Source organism: Mesorhizobium sp. M0058 (genome assembly GCF_040323095.1).
Classification (GTDB): domain Bacteria; phylum Pseudomonadota; class Alphaproteobacteria; order Rhizobiales; family Rhizobiaceae; genus Mesorhizobium.
Map to the genome: position 1 here is coordinate 57,592 of NZ_JAMYUQ010000023.1, position 16,529 is coordinate 74,120.

The window sequence follows — 16,529 nt, forward strand, 5'->3', positions numbered from 1 at the left end:
TCAGCCCCGCGGCTTGTTGAAGTAGTAATCGGCGGTGACCGCCGTCAGCAGAATGGACCCGCGGATGATGTCCTGCCAATAGACGGACACGTCGAGCAGAGCGAGCGAGCTTGAAACGACGGAGAGCAGGATGGTGCCGAGGATGGCGCCGAGAATGGTGCCGGAGCCGCCGGTCAGGCTGGCGCCGCCGATCACCGCGGCGGCGATGACGTTTAGTTCCATGCCGGAGCCGAAGGTCGGCTGGGCCGAGCCGAAACGGGCCATGTAGATCACGCCGGCAAAGCCGCACAGGGTCGAGCAGAGCGTCGTCGTCAGGAACACGACCTTCTTGGTACGGATGCCGGAATAGGCGGCCGCCTTCTCATTGCTGCCGGTGTAGAAGACTTTGCGGAACATCGTCGTGCGGCGCAGCATGAAGTCGGACAGGATGACGAAGACGATGAAGATGATGATGACGACCGGAATGCCGCCAATGGCGCCCTGGCCGATGAATTTGAACTCGGGCGGCAGTGTGTAGAGCCCGAGCGGCCGGCCGCCGGTGCCAAGCAAGCAGAGCCCGCGCGCGATCACCATTACCGCCAGCGAGACGATGAAGTGGTGCAGTCCCACTCGGGTGACGAAGAAGCCCATGAAGGCGCCGATGCCTGCACAGGCCGCTATTGCAATCAATGATGCCAGCCAGGGGTCGACGCCGCCGAGGAAGAGCAGGCCGGCAATGACCATGGCGAGTGCGGTGACCGAGCCGACCGAGAGGTCGATGCCGCCGGAGATCAGCAGGATCGTCATGCCGACCACGACAATGCCTTCGACCGCGAAGGCCATCGCCATCGCCCGCATATTGTCCCAGGTCAGGAAATAGGGCGATGCGAACGACATAATGATAAACAGCACGGCGATGATGAGGATCAGGCCGGTCTCGCGCATCCTGATCAGGCCGCCGAGCCTTTCACCGAACCCGATGCGGGCCGGCGGCGTCACGCTGTCCATGCTTTCCCCCACGATGCTCATGCGGCGCTCCGTTGCCGGCCGTCATCGGCAAGCGATGCCAGGACCATGATGTTTTCTTCGGTCATTTCCGCGCCGGTGACCTCGCCGGTGATGCGTCCCTCGCGTATGATCAGCACCCGGTCGCAGACACCGATCAGTTCCGGCAGTTCCGACGAGATGACCACGATGCCGACGCCGTCGCGCGCCAGCTTGCGCAGGATCCGGTGGATTTCGGCCTTGGCGCCGACATCGACGCCGCGCGTCGGCTCGTCGAGGAAGATCACTTTCGGGTCGACCGACAGCATCTTGGCGATCGCCACCTTCTGCTGGTTGCCACCCGAGAGCGTCGAAACCGGCTGGCCGACATGGCCGCATTTCAGCGACAGCTGCCTGCCGATGGTTTCCGCCCGCTGCTTCTCGCGGCGGTCGTTGATGAGGCCGAAGCGCGTCGAGATCCGATCCACCGCCAGCGCCGAGATGTTGGCGGCGATCGACATGTCGAGGAACAGCCCGTCACCCTTGCGGTCCTCGGAGAGGTAGACGATGCCGGCGGCGATGCTGTCGCCATAATGGGTCAGCGACAGCGGCTTGCCATGCAGGCTGACATTGCCGGTCACCTGACCCTCCAGCCGGCAGATACCCCGAACGATCTCGCTGCGACCGGCGCCGATCAGGCCGCCAATGCCGAGGATTTCGCCCTTGCGCAACTGGAAGCTGATGTCGCGGAAGGTGGTTGCTTCCGAGAGCTTGTTAACCTCGAGCAGGATCTCCTCAGACCGCTCGTCGTCGCGCAGCTTCTCGGGATAGAGGCTGTCGATGACGCGGCCGACCATGGACGCCACCACCTGTTCGGGCGTCGTCGCCGATATGTCGAGCGTGGTGATGTACCGGCCGTCGCGCAGCACCGTGACGCGATCGCAGTATTCGAAGATTTCGGCCATGCGGTGCGAGATGTAGATGACGCCGATGCCTTCGCCGGCAAGCTGGTGGATGATCTCGAACAGTTTCTTGGCCTCGCGCTCGGTCAGCGCTGCCGTCGGCTCGTCGAAGATGAGGATGCGGCAATCGAGCGTCAGCGCCTTGGCGATTTCGACCAGCTGCTGCTGGGAGATCGACAGGCTCCGCGCCATCGCGGTCGGATCGAGGTTGCCAAGTCGCGCCAGGATGGCTGTCGCGCGTTTCTCGAGGTCACGGTAATTCATCAGCAAAGCCTTGCTGGCGTTGGTGATCGACATGAAGATGTTTTCCGCCACCGAGACATCGGGGCAGAGCGCGATCTCCTGATGCACGAAGCCGATGCCGAGCTTTTGCGCCGCCAGCGGCGAGGGGACCGAAACGGAGCGGCCGTCGATCTGGATGTCGCCGCTGTCGGGCGGCAGTATGCCGTCGATCACCTTCATCAACGTCGACTTGCCGGCGCCGTTCTCGCCGGCAATGGCGTGAATTTCGCCGGCGCGCAGCTCGAACCCGACATCGCGCAACGCACGGACAGGGCCGAACGATTTGCTGAGGCCGGATATTTTGAGGAGGGCCGGGATTTCCACTTGTGTGCTCACCTGCTCAGGGAGGGATAAGGCAACCGCGCCGGATGGCGCGATTGCCTGATGGACGCGATTAGCTGGGATCGCGGCCCTGCATGTACTTGTTCAGGTCGAACGAGTCGGCATTCTCCTTGGTGATGACGGCAAAGCCGTTATCGGCGAAGGGGATGCTCATCGGGTTGTGGCCCGACGTCTTGTAGTCGTTGAACGGGTCGATCAGCTCCGGATGCGCCGCCATGAAGGTGGCGACGAAGCCGAGATAACCCTGCATGCCCTGGTTCGGGCTCAGCGCCATGTGGATGTTGCCGGCCTTGATCTGCTCCAGCGTCGCCGGGGTGATGTCGGCGTGCATGATCAGCACCTTGGCCTTGGCTTCGAGAACGGCCGCGACCGCGCCTTCGGCCGAACCGGCTTCCGGAATCCAAAGCGCCTTGAGGTTCGGGTTGGCTTGCAGCATCGAGGCCACCGCCTTGTTGGCGACATTGGCGTCCTGATTGGAGGCCTGGCGTCCGACCAGCTTCATCTTCGGATAGTTCTTGGCGAGATAGTCGATGAAGGCGGTGACGCGCAGATCGTGGTTGCTCTGGCCGGGGTTCTCAAGCACGCCATATTCGGCATCGTCGCCGACCTGCTTGACGATCTCCTCGGCGGCAAACTTGGCTTCCGCCAGATTGTCCGAGGTGATGTAGGAGACGCGCTTGGATTTTGGCGAGTCGGCGGCGAAGGTGACGACGGTGGTGCCGTTCTCGATGGCGCGGTTGATCGGCTCGATGAACGGATCGGCCTGCATCGGGTGAAGCAGCACGCCGGCCGACTTCTTGATCAGATCCTGTTCGAAGGAAGCGATCTGCTTGGCGATGTCATAGTCCGGCGTGCCCGAAAACACTGTCTTGCAGCCCATCGCCGCAGCCGCCTGCTTGAAGCCCTGATAGACCGGCACCCAATAGGGATGCGCGGAGACCATGACGTTCATTACGTAGGTCTCATCCGGCTTGCACTGAAACTTGCTCTCTGCCGACGCTGGCATCGCCAGGGTCAACGTCATCACGGCGGCGCTCAGCGCGCCCACCAGCCCAATCCTGTTCATTCTCTCCTCCGGGTTCCCCGACGATGAAAGCCTCGTCGCATCAGCTTTGCAAGAAATTTCATAAGATGAAATCTCTGGCGGGGTTGAATACGGCGGGATTTGTGGCATGTCAATGATGGCGAACGAAATATCAGTATGTGAAATATCTTGCAGGTGGAGTGGGGTGGATGCGAAGTCGGCGTTATCGCCAAGCGGTTGCATCATTAGCGCCCGTGACGAGCGACCTGAACACAGGACGTCCGATCTCGGCGTCTGGATGATTAGGGGGCCAGCTCTGTTTTCTCATCAGATACAATTCTTGCGTGTTGAAGCAACGCCGGAGTTCTCCTATCGTCGCCGCAATTTTCGGGGGAATTCGACATGCCTTTCCTGATTGCTATTCTCGGCGTGCTGGGAGCCGGGGCGTTCTGGTGGTATCGCATGAAGGCCATGAACGAAGCTGCGCGCGAGGTCGCCGACGTCGTCGGCCGCGTCCAGGGCAACATAAGGCGCAAGAAGCTGCGCAAGCAGGCGGCGCTGTCGCCGCTGACGGCGATCGACGATCCGGTGGTGGCGGCGGCAACGCTGATCACCGCACTGGCAGCGGAGCACGGCCCGATCCTGCCGAAGCGCGAAACGGTCATCCGCGAGGTGATCTCGCAGATTGCGGACAACCAGAAGAAGACCGATGAAGCCGTCGTCTACGCCAAATGGGCCGCGGCGCAGATCGACGACACGACGATCGTCATCGACAAGCTGGCGCCCTTCCTGCGCGAGCGCCTCGATCCGCATGAGCGCGAAGATCTGCTGCAGATGCTGGATCGTGTTGCCAAGAGCGGCGAGCAGAGTTTCAAGGTCGCCGACCAGCGCATGCTGCGGCTGCGGCAGAAGCTGGGGTTTGAGGTCAACTGAGAACAGCCCGGGCGCATGTCATTCTGGATAGCGAGCGTGGTAGGATCGGCTGCCGCTTACCTTATCGGCTCTACGCCTGCCGGCTATCTGGCGGGGAAACTGCTTAAGGGCATCGATATCCGGGAGCACGGCTCCAAGTCCACCGGTGCGACAAATGTATTGCGCACACTCGGGAAATGGCCAGCATTGGTGGTGCTTCTGGTGGACGTGCTGAAAGGGGCGGCAGCGGTCATCTTTGCCCGTTGGTTTTGTTTCTGGTCTTCCGCAACGCCGCCGTCGGCAATATCTGATATGCCCGTTTGGGCTCCTTGGGTTGTATGCTTGGCCGGACTCGCTGTTTTGCTTGGGCATAGCCGTTCGATCTGGCTGAATTTCACCGGCGGCAAATCGGCTGCGACGGGGTTGGGTGTTTTGTTGGCGATGTCCTGGCCTGTGGGTCTAGGCGCGGCGACGGCATTTGCCGTGGTGTTGGCAGTTTCCCGAATTGTGTCCCTGAGTTCGATGCTGGCGGCGCTCACCGCGATCGCCCTCGTCGGCGGCATGGAACAACCATTGCCCTACCGGTTGCTGGTCATCGCCGGCGGCATCTACGTGATCGTGCGCCACCGCGCCAACATTGCGCGGCTGATGTCAGGAGCCGAGCCGCGTCTATGACAAAGCGGCACTCATTCCCGGCCTAAATCGCCTCACCCTTGAGCAGCCGTGGTGTGCCGTTGGACAACCCCGACGCCTGGCGGATGAAGAACTCCTTCAGCCTGGGCATCCGTTCGACAAGGCCGAGGCCTATGTCGCGGAGCTGGCGCAGCGGGCCGATGTCGTTGGAAAACAGCCGGTTCAGCACATCTGTGGTGACGCCCATCTGCACCGTGTCGAAGCGGCGCCATTGCTGGTAGCGCTCGAGCACGTCGAGCGCGCCGATATCCTGTCCCAAGCGATCGGCCTCGACCACCACTTCAGCAAGGGCCGCCACATCCTTGAAGCCGAGATTGAGGCCCTGGCCGGCGATCGGGTGGATGCCATGCGCGGCGTCGCCGGCAAGTGCTACGCGCGGGGCGACGAAGGCGCGCGCGATGGTCAGGCCGAGCGGCCAGGCGCGCGGCTTGTCGGTGACGCGGATTTCGCCGAGCTTCAGGCCGAAGCGCATTTCAAGCTCCTGCTCGAAGACGAGGTCGTCGCCCGAGACCAGCTTCTCGGCATCCTCGGAACGTTCGACCCAGACCAGCGACGAACGGTTGGTGCCGTCCTCGGTGGGCTTGAGCGGCAGCGTTGCAAACGGGCCGGCCGGCAGAAAATGCTCTTCGGCGCGGCCATTGTGCGGGCGCTCATGCGCCACCGTGCAGACGATGCCGGACTGGCCATATTCCCATTTCACCGTCTTGATGCCGGCCATGTCGCGCAATTTGGAATTGACGCCGTCGGCGGCGACCAGCAGCCGCGCCTCAATCGCCGCGCCGTCGGCCAGATGCACGGTGATGCCGGCGCCATTGCCGTCGAACGATGCGACCGCGACACCTTCGATGATGTCGATGCCGAGCTTTTGCGCGCGGCGGCGCAAGGCGCCGTTCAGGTCCTTGTTGGCGACCATGTGGGCGAACGGTTCGCCCGGCGCGACCTCGCCATCGAAGGTGAGAAACACCGGACGCACCGGATCGGCGGTGCGCGAATCGGTGACGATCATCTCGGTGATCGCCTGCGATTGCCCGACGATTTCCTGCCAGACGCCGAGCTGGTCGAGCATGCGGCAGGCGGCGGCGGCGATCGCCGAGGCGCGGCGGTCCTTCTGCCAGACGCCGGCGGGGGCAGCATCAACGACCGCCACGGCGAGGCCCGGCCGCGCCTGTTTCAGCGACACGGCGGCGGCGAGGCCGACATAGCCGGCGCCAGCGACCAGCACGTCGAGCGGGTTTTTTGCGTCCGTGTTGCGGTTCGCCATGTCAATTCCTTTCGAAGTCTCGACCATCCCCGCCCACTGGGGCATTCCGGCCTTGACTGCCCGCCATTCCTGTCGGAAACCGCCATAGCATCTTACGGCGAGGTCACGAAGCATGACGGCGGCCATGGACGAGCTTCTCAGCATTCTCGACCTCGAGCAGCTGGAACACAATCTGTACCGTGGTCGCAGCCCCAAGCTCGACTGGCAGCGCGTTTTCGGCGGCCAGACCATTGCCCAGGCGCTGGTCGCCGCGCAGCGCACCGTCGAGCCCGAGCGCCACGTGCATTCGCTGCACGGCTATTTCATGCGGCCCGGCGACACCAAGGTGCCGATCGTCTACGAGGTCGACCGCATCCGCGATGGCGGCTCCTTCACCACGCGGCGCGTGGTGGCGATCCAGCACGGCCAGGCGATCTTTTCGCTGGAAGCCTCGTTCCAGCAGGATGAGGTTGGCCTTGAGCATCAGCTGCCGATGCCGCGCGACGTGCCGCCGCCCGACAGCCTGTTGTCGCAGCGCGAATTGCTGGGCAAGTTCGGCGAGGCGGTGCCGGACGGCATCAAGCGCTATTGGGAGCGTGACCGGCCGATCGAGATGAAGCCGGTGATGCTGAAGCATTACACCAGCCGCGAAAAGCTGGAGCCGCAGCAGAACATCTGGATCCGCACCACCGGCCCGGTGCCGGCCGACCGCGGCATCCAGGCGGCGGTGCTTGCCTACCTCTCCGACATGACGCTGCTCGACACCTCGACCTTTGCGCACGGCCGCGCCATTTTCGACCGCGACATCCAGGCGGCGAGCCTCGACCATGCGATGTGGTTCCATCGCAGCCATCCGCTCGATGACTGGATCCTGTACACGCAGGACAGCCCCTCGACGCAGGGGTCGCGCGGCTTCACCCGCGGCTCGCTGTTTGCCCGCGACGGCACGCTGATCGCCTCGGTTGCCCAAGAAGGCCTGATCCGGCTGAAGCGGCCGCCTGCGGAATAGGCATTTTCGAAAAATTGCCTACTTTTTAATCATTGACTGTCCGTTGACAGTGCGCACCGTGGCGCCGGGACTCGAGCGATCCGTTTGTTTACAATGAGTTAACACCCTGCTTCGGCAACTGGCACGGAGCTTGAATCCTGTTGGGCACTCTCCGGGCTTTTTGGGATCGGTGAAGGTGTGCAAACGCGGGGGACCGCAACAGCAAAGGGTGAAACCTTATGAAAATCGTGATGGCAATCATCAAACCGTTCAAGCTCGACGAGGTGCGCGAAGCGCTCACCGCCGTCGGCATCCAGGGCCTGACCGTCACCGAAGTCAAAGGCTACGGGCGTCAGAAGGGACACACGGAAATCTATCGCGGGGCGGAATACGCGGTCAGTTTCCTGCCGAAAATCAAGATCGAAGTCGCGGTTAGCACAGACCTGGTCGACAAGGCCGTCGAAGCCATCACGGCGGCGGCCAAGACCGGCCAGATCGGCGACGGCAAGATCTTCGTCTTCGGCATCGATCAGGCGGTGCGCATCCGTACCGGCGAAACAGACACCGACGCACTTTGAGCGGCGAACACGTATTCCAATGGAGAGTTCAATGAATATACCTTCCACCTTGAAGTCAGTGGCGCGCTCCGCGCTGCTGGGCTCCTTAGCGCTCGGAGCATTGGGCACGGTTGCTGCCTTCGCGCAGGAGGCGGCTCCCGCCGTCGCGGCGGCAGCGCCAGCAGCGCCGGCTTTTACCGTCGACAAGGGCGACACCACGTGGATGATGATTTCCACCGTGCTGGTGCTGTTGATGACCATTCCCGGCCTTGCGCTTTTCTACGGCGGCCTGGTTCGTACCAAGAACATGCTGTCGGTGCTGATGCAGGTCTTCACCATCACCAGCGTGGTCATGATCATCTGGGTCTTCTACGGCTACAGCCTCGCCTTCACCCCGGGCAACGCCTTCGTCGGCGGCCTTTCGAAGATGTTTCTCTCCGGCGTCAACGTATCGACGCTTTCGGAAACCTTCAGCAAGGGCGTCGCCATTCCTGAACTGGTGTTCGTCGTCTTCCAGATGACCTTCGCCTGCATCACGCCCGCCCTGATCGTCGGCGCATTCGCCGAACGCGTCAAATTCTCCGCCTTGATCCTTTTCGTTATCCTATGGGTGACGTTAATCTACTTCCCGATCGCGCACATGGTCTGGTTCTGGGGCGGCCCGAGCGCCTATGCCGACCCGTCCGGCCTGATCTTCAGCTTCGGCGCCATCGACTTCGCCGGCGGCACGGTCGTTCACATCAATGCGGGCATTGCCGGTCTCGTCGGCGCGCTGATGATCGGCAAGCGCATCGGCTACAAGAAGGACATCATGGCGCCGCACTCGATGACGCTGACCATGGTCGGCGCTTCATTGCTGTGGGTCGGCTGGTTCGGCTTCAACGCCGGTTCGAACCTCGAAGCAAACGCCTATGCGGTGCTGGCGATGATCAACACCTTCGTCGCCACGGCGGCGGCGGCAGTGGCCTGGATCGTGCTTGAATCGCTGCTGCGCGGCAAAGCCTCCATGCTCGGCGCTGTTTCGGGCGCGGTCACCGGCCTCGTCGCGATTACGCCGGCTGCAGGTTTTGCCGGCCCGATGGGCGCTATCGTGCTTGGCATCGTCGCCACCTTCGTCTGCTACTTCTTCGTCTCGGTGGTGAAGAACACGTTCGACTATGATGACAGCCTCGATGTCTTCGGCGTCCACTGCGTCGGTGGCATCATCGGTGCGCTCGGCACTGGCATTCTGGTCAATCCCGCCCTCGGCGGCGCCGGCATCGTCGACTATTCGACGGCCGACTTCGCCGCCGGCTATGCCGGCACGGCCACGCAGCTCCTGGCACAGGGCAAAGGCGTCCTGGTAACCCTGCTGTGGTCGGGCATCGGCAGCGCAATCCTCTACAAGGTCGTCGACTTGATCATCGGTCTGCGTCCGACAGCCGACGCCGAGCGCGAAGGCCTCGACCTGACTTCGCATGGCGAAGCGGCCTACCACTCGTAAGCACCGCGGGGCGGCTTCGGCCGCCCCGCATTCTCCCATCCCGTCGTGACGCTCCCGAAAGGAGTTCACGCTTTGAGGCCCGGGTCATTCCGGGCCTCTCTTTTTGGCAACCGTGCTGGCAGGTCTCGGTCCCTGCGCAATCACGTTCTAGTGATGGCCGCCAGCGGGGAGACGTCGACCGGATTGGTTCCGGACTGTTGAGACTGCCTACAGTGGAGTGAGCAAGATCGTGGCTCCGGCTGCCGTATAGTTAATGCGGCCTTAACCTTCCCCCCGATAGTCTGACATCCGAATCTGCCGGAGTGCGTCATGCGCCCGGCCAGTCCATGACAGACGGGGAACGAAGCATGCGTTCAGGGGCTTCAGCACCGCTCGCGCTGACCGATACGGGGCACGGCATCCAGGCATTCGCGCGGCGCCAGGTCGGGCGGCTGGTCGGCGCCGGCCTGTTTGCGCTGGTCGCCTTTGGCGTCGCGGCGCTGGCGACCTGGAACGTCGCCGATCCCAGCTTCTCGCACGCCACCGACAACATCGTCACCAACGCCATGGGTTATGCGGGCGCGGTATTCTCCGACCTCGCCATGCAGTTCTTCGGCCTTGCCGCGGTCGCCGCCCTGGTGCCGGCGGTGATCTGGGGCTTTCTCCTGTTTTCGGCGCGCGGCGTCGACAGGCTGCCGAAGCGCGGCCTTGCCTGGTTCGGCTTCGCGCTGCTCGCGGCGGCGATGGCCGGCTGCGTGGTGCCGCCCAAGACGTGGCCGTTGCCGACCGGCCTCGGCGGGGTGTTCGGCGACATGGTGCTCAATATTCCGGGCGTGGTCATTGGCGGCTACCCGACCGGCATCGTTGCCAGCATCATTGCCATGGTGCTCATTGCGCCGGCGCTGTGGCTGTTTGCCTATGGCTCGGCGCTGATTGCGCGCAAGAACGGCTTTGCCGTCATGGAGCGCACCGCGGAGCCCGATCCCCGAGAGGACGACCTGCTCTTCGACGAAGACGAGGACGAGGGCGACGAGGGGATACTGGCGCTCGGCGCCGTTACCCACTGGTGGCTGTCTTTCCGCGCCTGGATGCATCGCCGGGCTGTGCGCCGCCAGCAGGAGCGCGACGAGTTCGAGCCGGAGATGGAGCAGCGCTCCACCGCATGGCGCCGCGCCGCCGAACGGGTCGAATCGGCGGAATTCGCCGAAGCGCGGATGAGCCCGGATGGCCGCGCCCGCGTCGAGCCGGAGTTCTTCGCCGCCATGGTCAATGACCGCAGCGTTTCCGTCGATCCGGACGATGACGACGTCCTCGATGCCGGTTTCGACAATGGCGACGAGGAGGTCGAACTCGACGACGAGCCGGTCCAGCGCCGTGCCGCGACGAACGCCAAGGTGCAGAACTTCCGCTCCGATGCAGCGACCCGCGTCGCCGCACCTGCGCCGCGTCCCGCTCCGGGCGCGCGCGTCCAGCGCGAGGCGCAGACCTCGCTGATTGGCTCGGAAACATTCGAAATGCCGTCGCTGCATTTCCTGTCGGAGCCGAAGAACGTGGTGCGCGACGCCAGCCTGTCCAAGGACGCGCTGGAGCAGAATGCGCGCCTGCTCGAAGGCGTTCTGGAGGATTTCGGCGTCAAGGGCGAGATCATCGCGGTGCGGCCCGGCCCCGTCGTCACGCTCTATGAGCTGGAGCCGGCGCCCGGCATCAAATCGTCGCGCGTCATCGGCCTGTCCGACGACATCGCCCGCTCGATGAGCGCGATTGCCTGCCGCGTCGCCGTGGTGCCCGGCCGCAACGCCATCGGCATCGAATTGCCGAATGCCAAGCGCGAGACCGTCTATCTCCGGGAGATCCTGGCCAGCCGCGATTTCGAGACGACCAAGTCCAAGCTGGCGCTGGCGCTGGGCAAGACCATCAATGGCGAGGCGGTGATCGTCGACATCGCCAAGATGCCGCATGTGCTGGTCGCCGGCACCACCGGCTCCGGCAAGTCCGTCGCCATCAACACCATGATCCTGTCGCTGCTCTACAAGCTGACGCCGCAGGACTGCCGGCTGATCATGATCGACCCGAAGATGCTCGAACTCTCCGTCTATGACGGCATCCCGCACCTGCTGACCCCGGTGGTCACCGACCCGAAGAAGGCCGTGGTGGCGTTGAAGTGGACGGTGCGCGAGATGGAGGACCGCTACCGCAAGATGTCCAAGGTCGGCGTGCGCAACATCGACGGCTTCAACGCGCGCGTGCAGTTGGCTGAAAAGAAGGGCGAAAAAATCTCGCGCACCGTGCAGACCGGCTTCGACCGCCAGACCGGCGAGGCGATCTACGAGACCGAGAACCTCGATCTCGAGCCGATGCCCTACATCGTCGTCATCATCGACGAGATGGCCGATTTGATGATGGTCGCCGGCAAGGACATCGAAGGCGCGGTGCAGCGCCTGGCACAGATGGCGCGCGCGGCCGGCATCCATGTCATCATGGCGACGCAGCGTCCGTCGGTCGACGTCATCACCGGCACCATCAAGGCCAATTTCCCGACCCGTATCTCCTTTCAGGTGACGTCGAAGATCGACAGCCGCACCATTCTGGGCGAGCAGGGCGCCGAGCAGCTGCTCGGCATGGGCGACATGCTGTACATGGCCGGCGGCGGCCGCATCCAGCGCGTGCACGGCCCGTTCGTCGCCGACGACGAGGTCGAGAAGATCGTCGCCCATCTGAAGCTGCAGGGCGTGCCCGAATATCTCGACGCCATCACCGAGGATGACGGCGAGGACGATGACGAGCCGTCGGGCAAGGGCGGCGCTGGTGGTGGCGGCAACAGCAATTTCGAGGATTCCGACGATCCCTACGACCAGGCGGTCTCGGTCGTGCTGCGCGACGGCAAGGCGTCGACCAGCTATATCCAGCGCCGGCTCGGCATCGGCTACAACCGCGCCGCCTCGATCATCGAGAAGATGGAGAAGGAAGGCATTGTCGGCCCGGCCAACCATGCCGGCAAACGCGAAATCCTGGTGCCGACCGAGGACGACAAGTTCTGATCAGCCGATACGGCCCGGCGGCAACCTTGAACCTTTTGGCGCGTTACAGCGACTGAGCGCTGTCCGGCCCGCCAAACTTAAGTCTAACTGGGGGTCCACGGACTGCAACGAGACACACACCACACGAGAGTGACCGGCATGAAAAACGATCTTTCCGCGATCAGCGATTTCGCTCCAAACCGTCGCCAGTTGCTCGGCCTTGGCCTGATGCTTGCCGGCGCCGCGGCCATCAACGTCGTGCCGGGGTTCCAGCTCCTGGCCTCGGCGCAGGCGGCGGTGCCGCCGACGGCGCAAAAGATCGCCGACCATTTCTCCTCGGTCAAATCGATGAGCGGCGAGTTCGTCCAGTTCGGCCCCAACAACCAGCAGACCGGCGGCAAGTTCTTCCTTGAGCGGCCAGGCAAGATTCGCTTCAACTATGACGGCAAGTCGAATTTCCGGGTGATTTCCGACGGCAAGTCGGTGGTCATCCTCAACAAGCGTCTGAAAACGTCCGATCTCTATCCGTTGTCGAAGACGCCGCTGAAGCTGTTGCTCGACACCAAGATCGACCTCTCGGGGGGCCGCGTGAAATCGATCAAGGAAGAGAGCGACCTCACCACCATCCAGCTTGCCGACAAGTCGGTGTTCGGCAATTCGAAGATCACTATGATGTTCGATCCGAAATCCTATGATCTGCGCCAGTGGACCATCACCGACGCGCAGGGCAAGGACACCACGGTGATGATCTACAACACCAAGGAAGGCGTCAGCTTCCCTGCGGACACCTTTGCCATCGACTATGCGGCGAACCGCGAGCTGAACACCAACCAGCGCTAGATGCGGTGAGGCCGGCCTGCCAATGGCGATCTCCTGCGCTTCCGGTGCTCACGTGGTTTAAGTACGCTCCGCTCCGGTTCTCGGAGACCGCCATTCGACTCGGCCTGACCTGAATCAGAGCCGCCGCCCGCAAAGGCTGGCTTGTGTTTGTGGCGCTAGGCTGGCAGTAGATCGGCGACCTTGTTCGGACCGCCGCATGCCCTTCTCCATCGCCACCTGGAACATCAACTCCGTGCGCCTGCGCATGCCGATCGTCGAGCGGCTGCTGACGGAGCAGGCGCCCGATGTGCTTTGCCTGCAGGAGACGAAGGTTCCCGACGAGCTGTTTCCGGAAAAGGCGTTCCGCAAGGCCGGCTACGAGCACATCGCATTCCATGGCCAGAAGGGCTATCACGGCGTTGCGACGGTGGCGCGGCGGCCGATCGAGATTGTCGAGAAACGGCGCTTCTGCGAGATCGATGACAGCCGGCATCTGTCGGTCAAGGTGCAGGCCGGCGGCAAGGCAATCCTGGTCCACAATTTCTACGTGCCGGCCGGCGGCGACGAGCCCGATCCGGAGATCAACCGCAAGTTCCGCCACAAGCTCGATTTCGTTGCCGAGATGAACGCCATCCGCGCCGCGCATGACGAGGTGTCGGCCTCGATCCTGGTCGGCGACCTCAACATCGCTCCGCAGGAGCACGATGTCTGGTCGCACAAGCAATTGCTCAACGTCGTCAGCCACACGCCGGTCGAGACGCAAAATTTCGACGCGATGCGGATCGCCGGCGACTGGGTCGACCTGATGCGGCTCGACGTGCCGCCAGAGCAGAAGCTCTACACCTGGTGGAGCTATCGCGCGCGGGACTGGGAAGCCTCGAACCGCGGCCGCCGGCTCGACCATGTCTGGTCGTCACCGAACCTGGTGCCGAGCTTTGCCGGCTATGAGATCCTGCGAGAGGCGCGTGGCTGGGAGCGGCCCTCGGACCATGTGCCGGTGATTGCGCGGTTCGACCTGGATTAGGCGGGCCGATATTCAGGTGAGGCCGGCCTGCAAATGGCCGATACCTGCGCTTCCGGTGCTCGCGTACTTTGAGTACGCTCCGCTCCGGTTCTCGGTATCAGCCATTTTCGACTCGGCCTGACCTGAATCTCGACACACCGAAGCGTGAGCGCGGTCGCGGGGACCTACCCGCCAAACCTTGGCGCCAGCTTCTCGATGCGGGCGATCATGGCCTGGAAATCATCGAGGATGCGCTGGTGCAGTTTCACCGCCACCTCGGGATATTCCTCCAGGATGCGGCGAAACATCTTGCGGCTCAACCTTATCACTTCCGAATCGGTCTCGGCCGAGGCGCTGGTCAGCCGTCTTGAGTCGGCGATCAGCGCCAGTTCGCTGAGGATCGTGCCGGGGCCGGCGGTGCCGATCGGGATGCGGTCGCCATCCTGCTCCCGGTAGAGCACGATGCGGCCACTGACCACGATATAGGCCGAGTCGGCTTCGTCATCCTCGCGGTACAGCTTGCGGGCGGCCTGCAGATGGGTGGCTTCGGCGCCGAAGGCGAGCAGGCGCAGCTGTTCCTGCGTGAAACCCTCAAAGAGCTTCACGGCGGACAGGATGCGGATGTCGTCATCCAGCGCCATCTCTAGCTGCGTCCCCGAACGGTCAGTCCAATCCCTCCCTTAGAGCGCCGCGTGTCCAATTGAACGCGCAAAGGACGCTCTAACACTTCAATCTGCGCAGCGGGCCGATCCAGGCTCCCCCAGCCGGATCCTCCCCGAAACAGTCCCGCCCCGACCGCTTATTGAACAATGAAAAGTTTAAGGAACCAGCTTGTAGCCGCCGCTTTCTGTCACAAGAATTTCAGCATTGGAAGGATCGCGCTCGATCTTCTGGCGCAGCCGGTAGACGTGAGTTTCCAGCGTGTGCGTGGTGACGCCGGAATTGTAGCCCCACACTTCCTCGAGCAGGACGTCGCGCGTCACCACCTTCTGGTCGGCTCGATAGAGATATTTGATGATCGAGGCTTCCTTCTCGGTCAGCCGCACCTTGCCGCCGCGCTGGTCGATCAGAAGCTTCTGGCTGGGCTTGAACGTGTAGGGCCCGACCGAAAAGGTGGCGTCTTCGCTCTGCTCGTGCTGGCGCAGTTGTGCGCGTATGCGGGCGAGCAGCACGGCGAAGCGGAACGGCTTGGTGACATAGTCGTTGGCGCCGGCCTCGAGGCCCAGAATTGTGTCGGAATCGGTATCGTGGCCGGTCAGCATGATGATCGGCGCCTTGTAGCCGCCCTTGCGCAGGATCTTCACCGCCTCGCGGCCATCCATGTCGGGCAGCCCGACGTCCATGATGAGCAGGTCGATGAGCCCGCCGCGCGCCGCGGCGACGCCTTTGGCGGCGGTCGCTTCCTGCAAGACGTCGAATTCTTCGTAAAGGGCCAGTTGCTCGACGAGGGTTCCGCGCAGGTCGTCATCGTCGTCAACGATCAGAATGGTACGTGATGTCATGGATCAATCCATTGTTTTGAAAAGAATTTTCAGTTGACCGCCCCCCATTTATGCGGAAGCTGACCGGCGCAACAGTCCGATCACAGTGATTTGTTCCGTGACACGATCATACAAGAAAAAACGCGATCGCAATGCAGCCGGCGCAATTTTGCCGAAAGGGCTGCGTGTGCTGGTGGTTCGGGCGAGGCCGGGCAACCCCAGCCAGGGGATATTGCAGGCCGGCAGCAAGGTGTTTGCCTGCGCGCTCGGACGCGGCGGCATCTCAGCCAACAAGCGCGAAGGCGACGGTGCGACGCCGCTTGGCGAGATGCGGATTTTGTCAGGATATTTTCGGGGCGATCATTTCGCGGCCGGCCGCAAAACCCGGCTGGCGATGGCGCCGATCGGCGCCGATCTCGGCTGGTGCGAGGTGCCGGACGACCGCAACTACAACCGGCCGGTGAAAATCCCCTATGGCGCCAGCCATGAGCGAATGCGGCGCGACGACCGCCTCTATGACGCCTGCCTGGTGCTCGACTGGAACATGGCGCCGCGCCGGCGCGGCCGTGGCAGCGCCATCTTCTTCCATCTGGCGCGCCCAGGCTTCACACCGACGCAAGGCTGCGTGGCGGTGACAGCGCGGACAATGGCGCGGCTGTTGCCGCTGGTGTCGGACCGGACGGTGGTGAGGGTGGTGAGGTAGGGAGTAGGGAGTAGGGAGTAGGGAGTAGGGAGTAGGGAGTAGGGAGTAGGATGGTCTCGGCGTCGTTTCAATCCTTCACTA

Annotated in this window: 15 protein-coding genes; 9 read left to right on the forward strand and 6 right to left on the reverse strand. The window is 63.2% G+C overall.

The genetic code is table 11. From position 1 onward, the window contains the following. From NKJ75_RS29335 to NKJ75_RS29345, 3 genes are all read right to left on the reverse strand, one after another. Entirely contained in the window at positions 1-987 is a 987-nt protein-coding gene (locus NKJ75_RS29335; RefSeq protein WP_031204466.1) for an ABC transporter permease, read from the reverse strand. Between the two features lie 17 nt (positions 988-1,004). Next, positions 1,005-2,531, reverse strand: a complete 1,527-nt coding sequence (locus NKJ75_RS29340) for a sugar ABC transporter ATP-binding protein (protein WP_023745398.1) — start codon at positions 2,529-2,531, stop codon at positions 1,005-1,007. Positions 2,532-2,601: 70 nt separating this feature from the next. Then, positions 2,602-3,573, reverse strand: a complete 972-nt coding sequence (locus tag NKJ75_RS29345; protein WP_352500516.1) for a substrate-binding domain-containing protein — start codon at positions 3,571-3,573, stop codon at positions 2,602-2,604. Between the two features lie 402 nt (positions 3,574-3,975). On the opposite strand from NKJ75_RS29345, the gene NKJ75_RS29350 reads away from it, so the two are divergent. After that, positions 3,976-4,506 carry a hypothetical protein gene (locus NKJ75_RS29350; RefSeq protein ID WP_023670503.1) on the forward strand — a complete coding sequence of 177 codons (531 nt, stop codon included), beginning with the start codon at positions 3,976-3,978 and terminating at the stop codon, positions 4,504-4,506. A gap of 15 nt (positions 4,507-4,521) precedes the next feature. Beyond that, positions 4,522-5,160: a glycerol-3-phosphate 1-O-acyltransferase PlsY gene (plsY, locus tag NKJ75_RS29355; RefSeq protein ID WP_023670502.1), complete on the forward strand. Its 639-nt coding sequence runs from the start codon at positions 4,522-4,524 to the stop codon at positions 5,158-5,160. A 22-nt stretch (positions 5,161-5,182) separates the two neighbouring features. Here plsY and NKJ75_RS29360 read toward each other — a convergent pair whose 3' ends face one another. After that, entirely contained in the window at positions 5,183-6,439 is a 1,257-nt protein-coding gene (locus NKJ75_RS29360; RefSeq protein WP_352500515.1) for a ubiquinone biosynthesis hydroxylase, read from the reverse strand. Between the two features lie 112 nt (positions 6,440-6,551). Between NKJ75_RS29360 and tesB the strand changes: the two genes are divergently transcribed. The 6 genes from tesB to xth all read left to right on the forward strand — a co-directional run bounded on the left by tesB (position 6,552) and on the right by xth (position 14,285). Continuing rightward, positions 6,552-7,427 (forward strand): acyl-CoA thioesterase II, encoded by an 876-nt coding sequence (gene tesB, locus NKJ75_RS29365; protein ID WP_023687727.1) that lies wholly within the window; start codon positions 6,552-6,554, stop codon positions 7,425-7,427. Between the two features lie 218 nt (positions 7,428-7,645). Next, the gene (locus NKJ75_RS29370) at positions 7,646-7,984 is read left to right on the forward strand and encodes a P-II family nitrogen regulator (protein ID WP_023670499.1); all 339 of its coding nucleotides are present in this window, start codon (positions 7,646-7,648) and stop codon (positions 7,982-7,984) included. A 13-nt stretch (positions 7,985-7,997) separates the two neighbouring features. Then, positions 7,998-9,446: an ammonium transporter gene (locus tag NKJ75_RS29375; protein WP_373420142.1), complete on the forward strand. Its 1,449-nt coding sequence runs from the start codon at positions 7,998-8,000 to the stop codon at positions 9,444-9,446. 347 nt (positions 9,447-9,793) lie between these two features. Then, a complete protein-coding gene (locus NKJ75_RS29380) occupies positions 9,794-12,463 on the forward strand; it encodes a DNA translocase FtsK (protein WP_023698379.1) in 2,670 nt (889 codons plus the stop codon). A gap of 138 nt (positions 12,464-12,601) precedes the next feature. Continuing rightward, positions 12,602-13,282: an outer-membrane lipoprotein carrier protein LolA gene (locus tag NKJ75_RS29385; protein WP_023670496.1), complete on the forward strand. Its 681-nt coding sequence runs from the start codon at positions 12,602-12,604 to the stop codon at positions 13,280-13,282. Between the two features lie 196 nt (positions 13,283-13,478). Next, positions 13,479-14,285 carry an exodeoxyribonuclease III gene (gene xth, locus NKJ75_RS29390; RefSeq protein ID WP_023670495.1) on the forward strand — a complete coding sequence of 269 codons (807 nt, stop codon included), beginning with the start codon at positions 13,479-13,481 and terminating at the stop codon, positions 14,283-14,285. Positions 14,286-14,449: 164 nt separating this feature from the next. Here the strand turns inward: xth and NKJ75_RS29395 are convergent, their stop codons facing one another. Continuing rightward, the gene (locus NKJ75_RS29395; protein WP_023818306.1) at positions 14,450-14,905 is read right to left on the reverse strand and encodes a cyclic nucleotide-binding domain-containing protein; all 456 of its coding nucleotides are present in this window, start codon (positions 14,903-14,905) and stop codon (positions 14,450-14,452) included. A gap of 177 nt (positions 14,906-15,082) precedes the next feature. Next, positions 15,083-15,766 carry a response regulator transcription factor gene (locus NKJ75_RS29400; RefSeq protein ID WP_023670493.1) on the reverse strand — a complete coding sequence of 228 codons (684 nt, stop codon included), beginning with the start codon at positions 15,764-15,766 and terminating at the stop codon, positions 15,083-15,085. Positions 15,767-15,911: 145 nt separating this feature from the next. Here NKJ75_RS29400 and NKJ75_RS29405 point away from each other — a divergent pair, with 145 nt between their 5' ends. Further along, positions 15,912-16,448 (forward strand): L,D-transpeptidase family protein, encoded by a 537-nt coding sequence (locus tag NKJ75_RS29405; protein ID WP_196813612.1) that lies wholly within the window; start codon positions 15,912-15,914, stop codon positions 16,446-16,448. Positions 16,449-16,529 lie beyond the last annotated feature (81 nt).

Coding starts and splice junctions, on each gene's coding strand:
- NKJ75_RS29335 (WP_031204466.1), bottom strand. CDS start 987: ATGGACAGCGTGACGCCGCCGGCCCGCATCGGGTTCGGTGAAAGGCTC.
- NKJ75_RS29345 (WP_352500516.1), bottom strand. CDS start 3,573: ATGACGTTGACCCTGGCGATGCCAGCGTCGGCAGAGAGCAAGTTTCAG.
- NKJ75_RS29350 (WP_023670503.1), top strand. CDS start 3,976: ATGCCTTTCCTGATTGCTATTCTCGGCGTGCTGGGAGCCGGGGCGTTC.
- plsY (WP_023670502.1), top strand. CDS start 4,522: ATGTCATTCTGGATAGCGAGCGTGGTAGGATCGGCTGCCGCTTACCTT.
- NKJ75_RS29360 (WP_352500515.1), bottom strand. CDS start 6,439: ATGGCGAACCGCAACACGGACGCAAAAAACCCGCTCGACGTGCTGGTC.
- tesB (WP_023687727.1), top strand. CDS start 6,552: ATGACGGCGGCCATGGACGAGCTTCTCAGCATTCTCGACCTCGAGCAG.
- NKJ75_RS29370 (WP_023670499.1), top strand. CDS start 7,646: ATGAAAATCGTGATGGCAATCATCAAACCGTTCAAGCTCGACGAGGTG.
- NKJ75_RS29380 (WP_023698379.1), top strand. CDS start 9,794: ATGCGTTCAGGGGCTTCAGCACCGCTCGCGCTGACCGATACGGGGCAC.
- NKJ75_RS29385 (WP_023670496.1), top strand. CDS start 12,602: ATGAAAAACGATCTTTCCGCGATCAGCGATTTCGCTCCAAACCGTCGC.
- xth (WP_023670495.1), top strand. CDS start 13,479: ATGCCCTTCTCCATCGCCACCTGGAACATCAACTCCGTGCGCCTGCGC.
- NKJ75_RS29395 (WP_023818306.1), bottom strand. CDS start 14,905: ATGGCGCTGGATGACGACATCCGCATCCTGTCCGCCGTGAAGCTCTTT.
- NKJ75_RS29400 (WP_023670493.1), bottom strand. CDS start 15,766: ATGACATCACGTACCATTCTGATCGTTGACGACGATGACGACCTGCGC.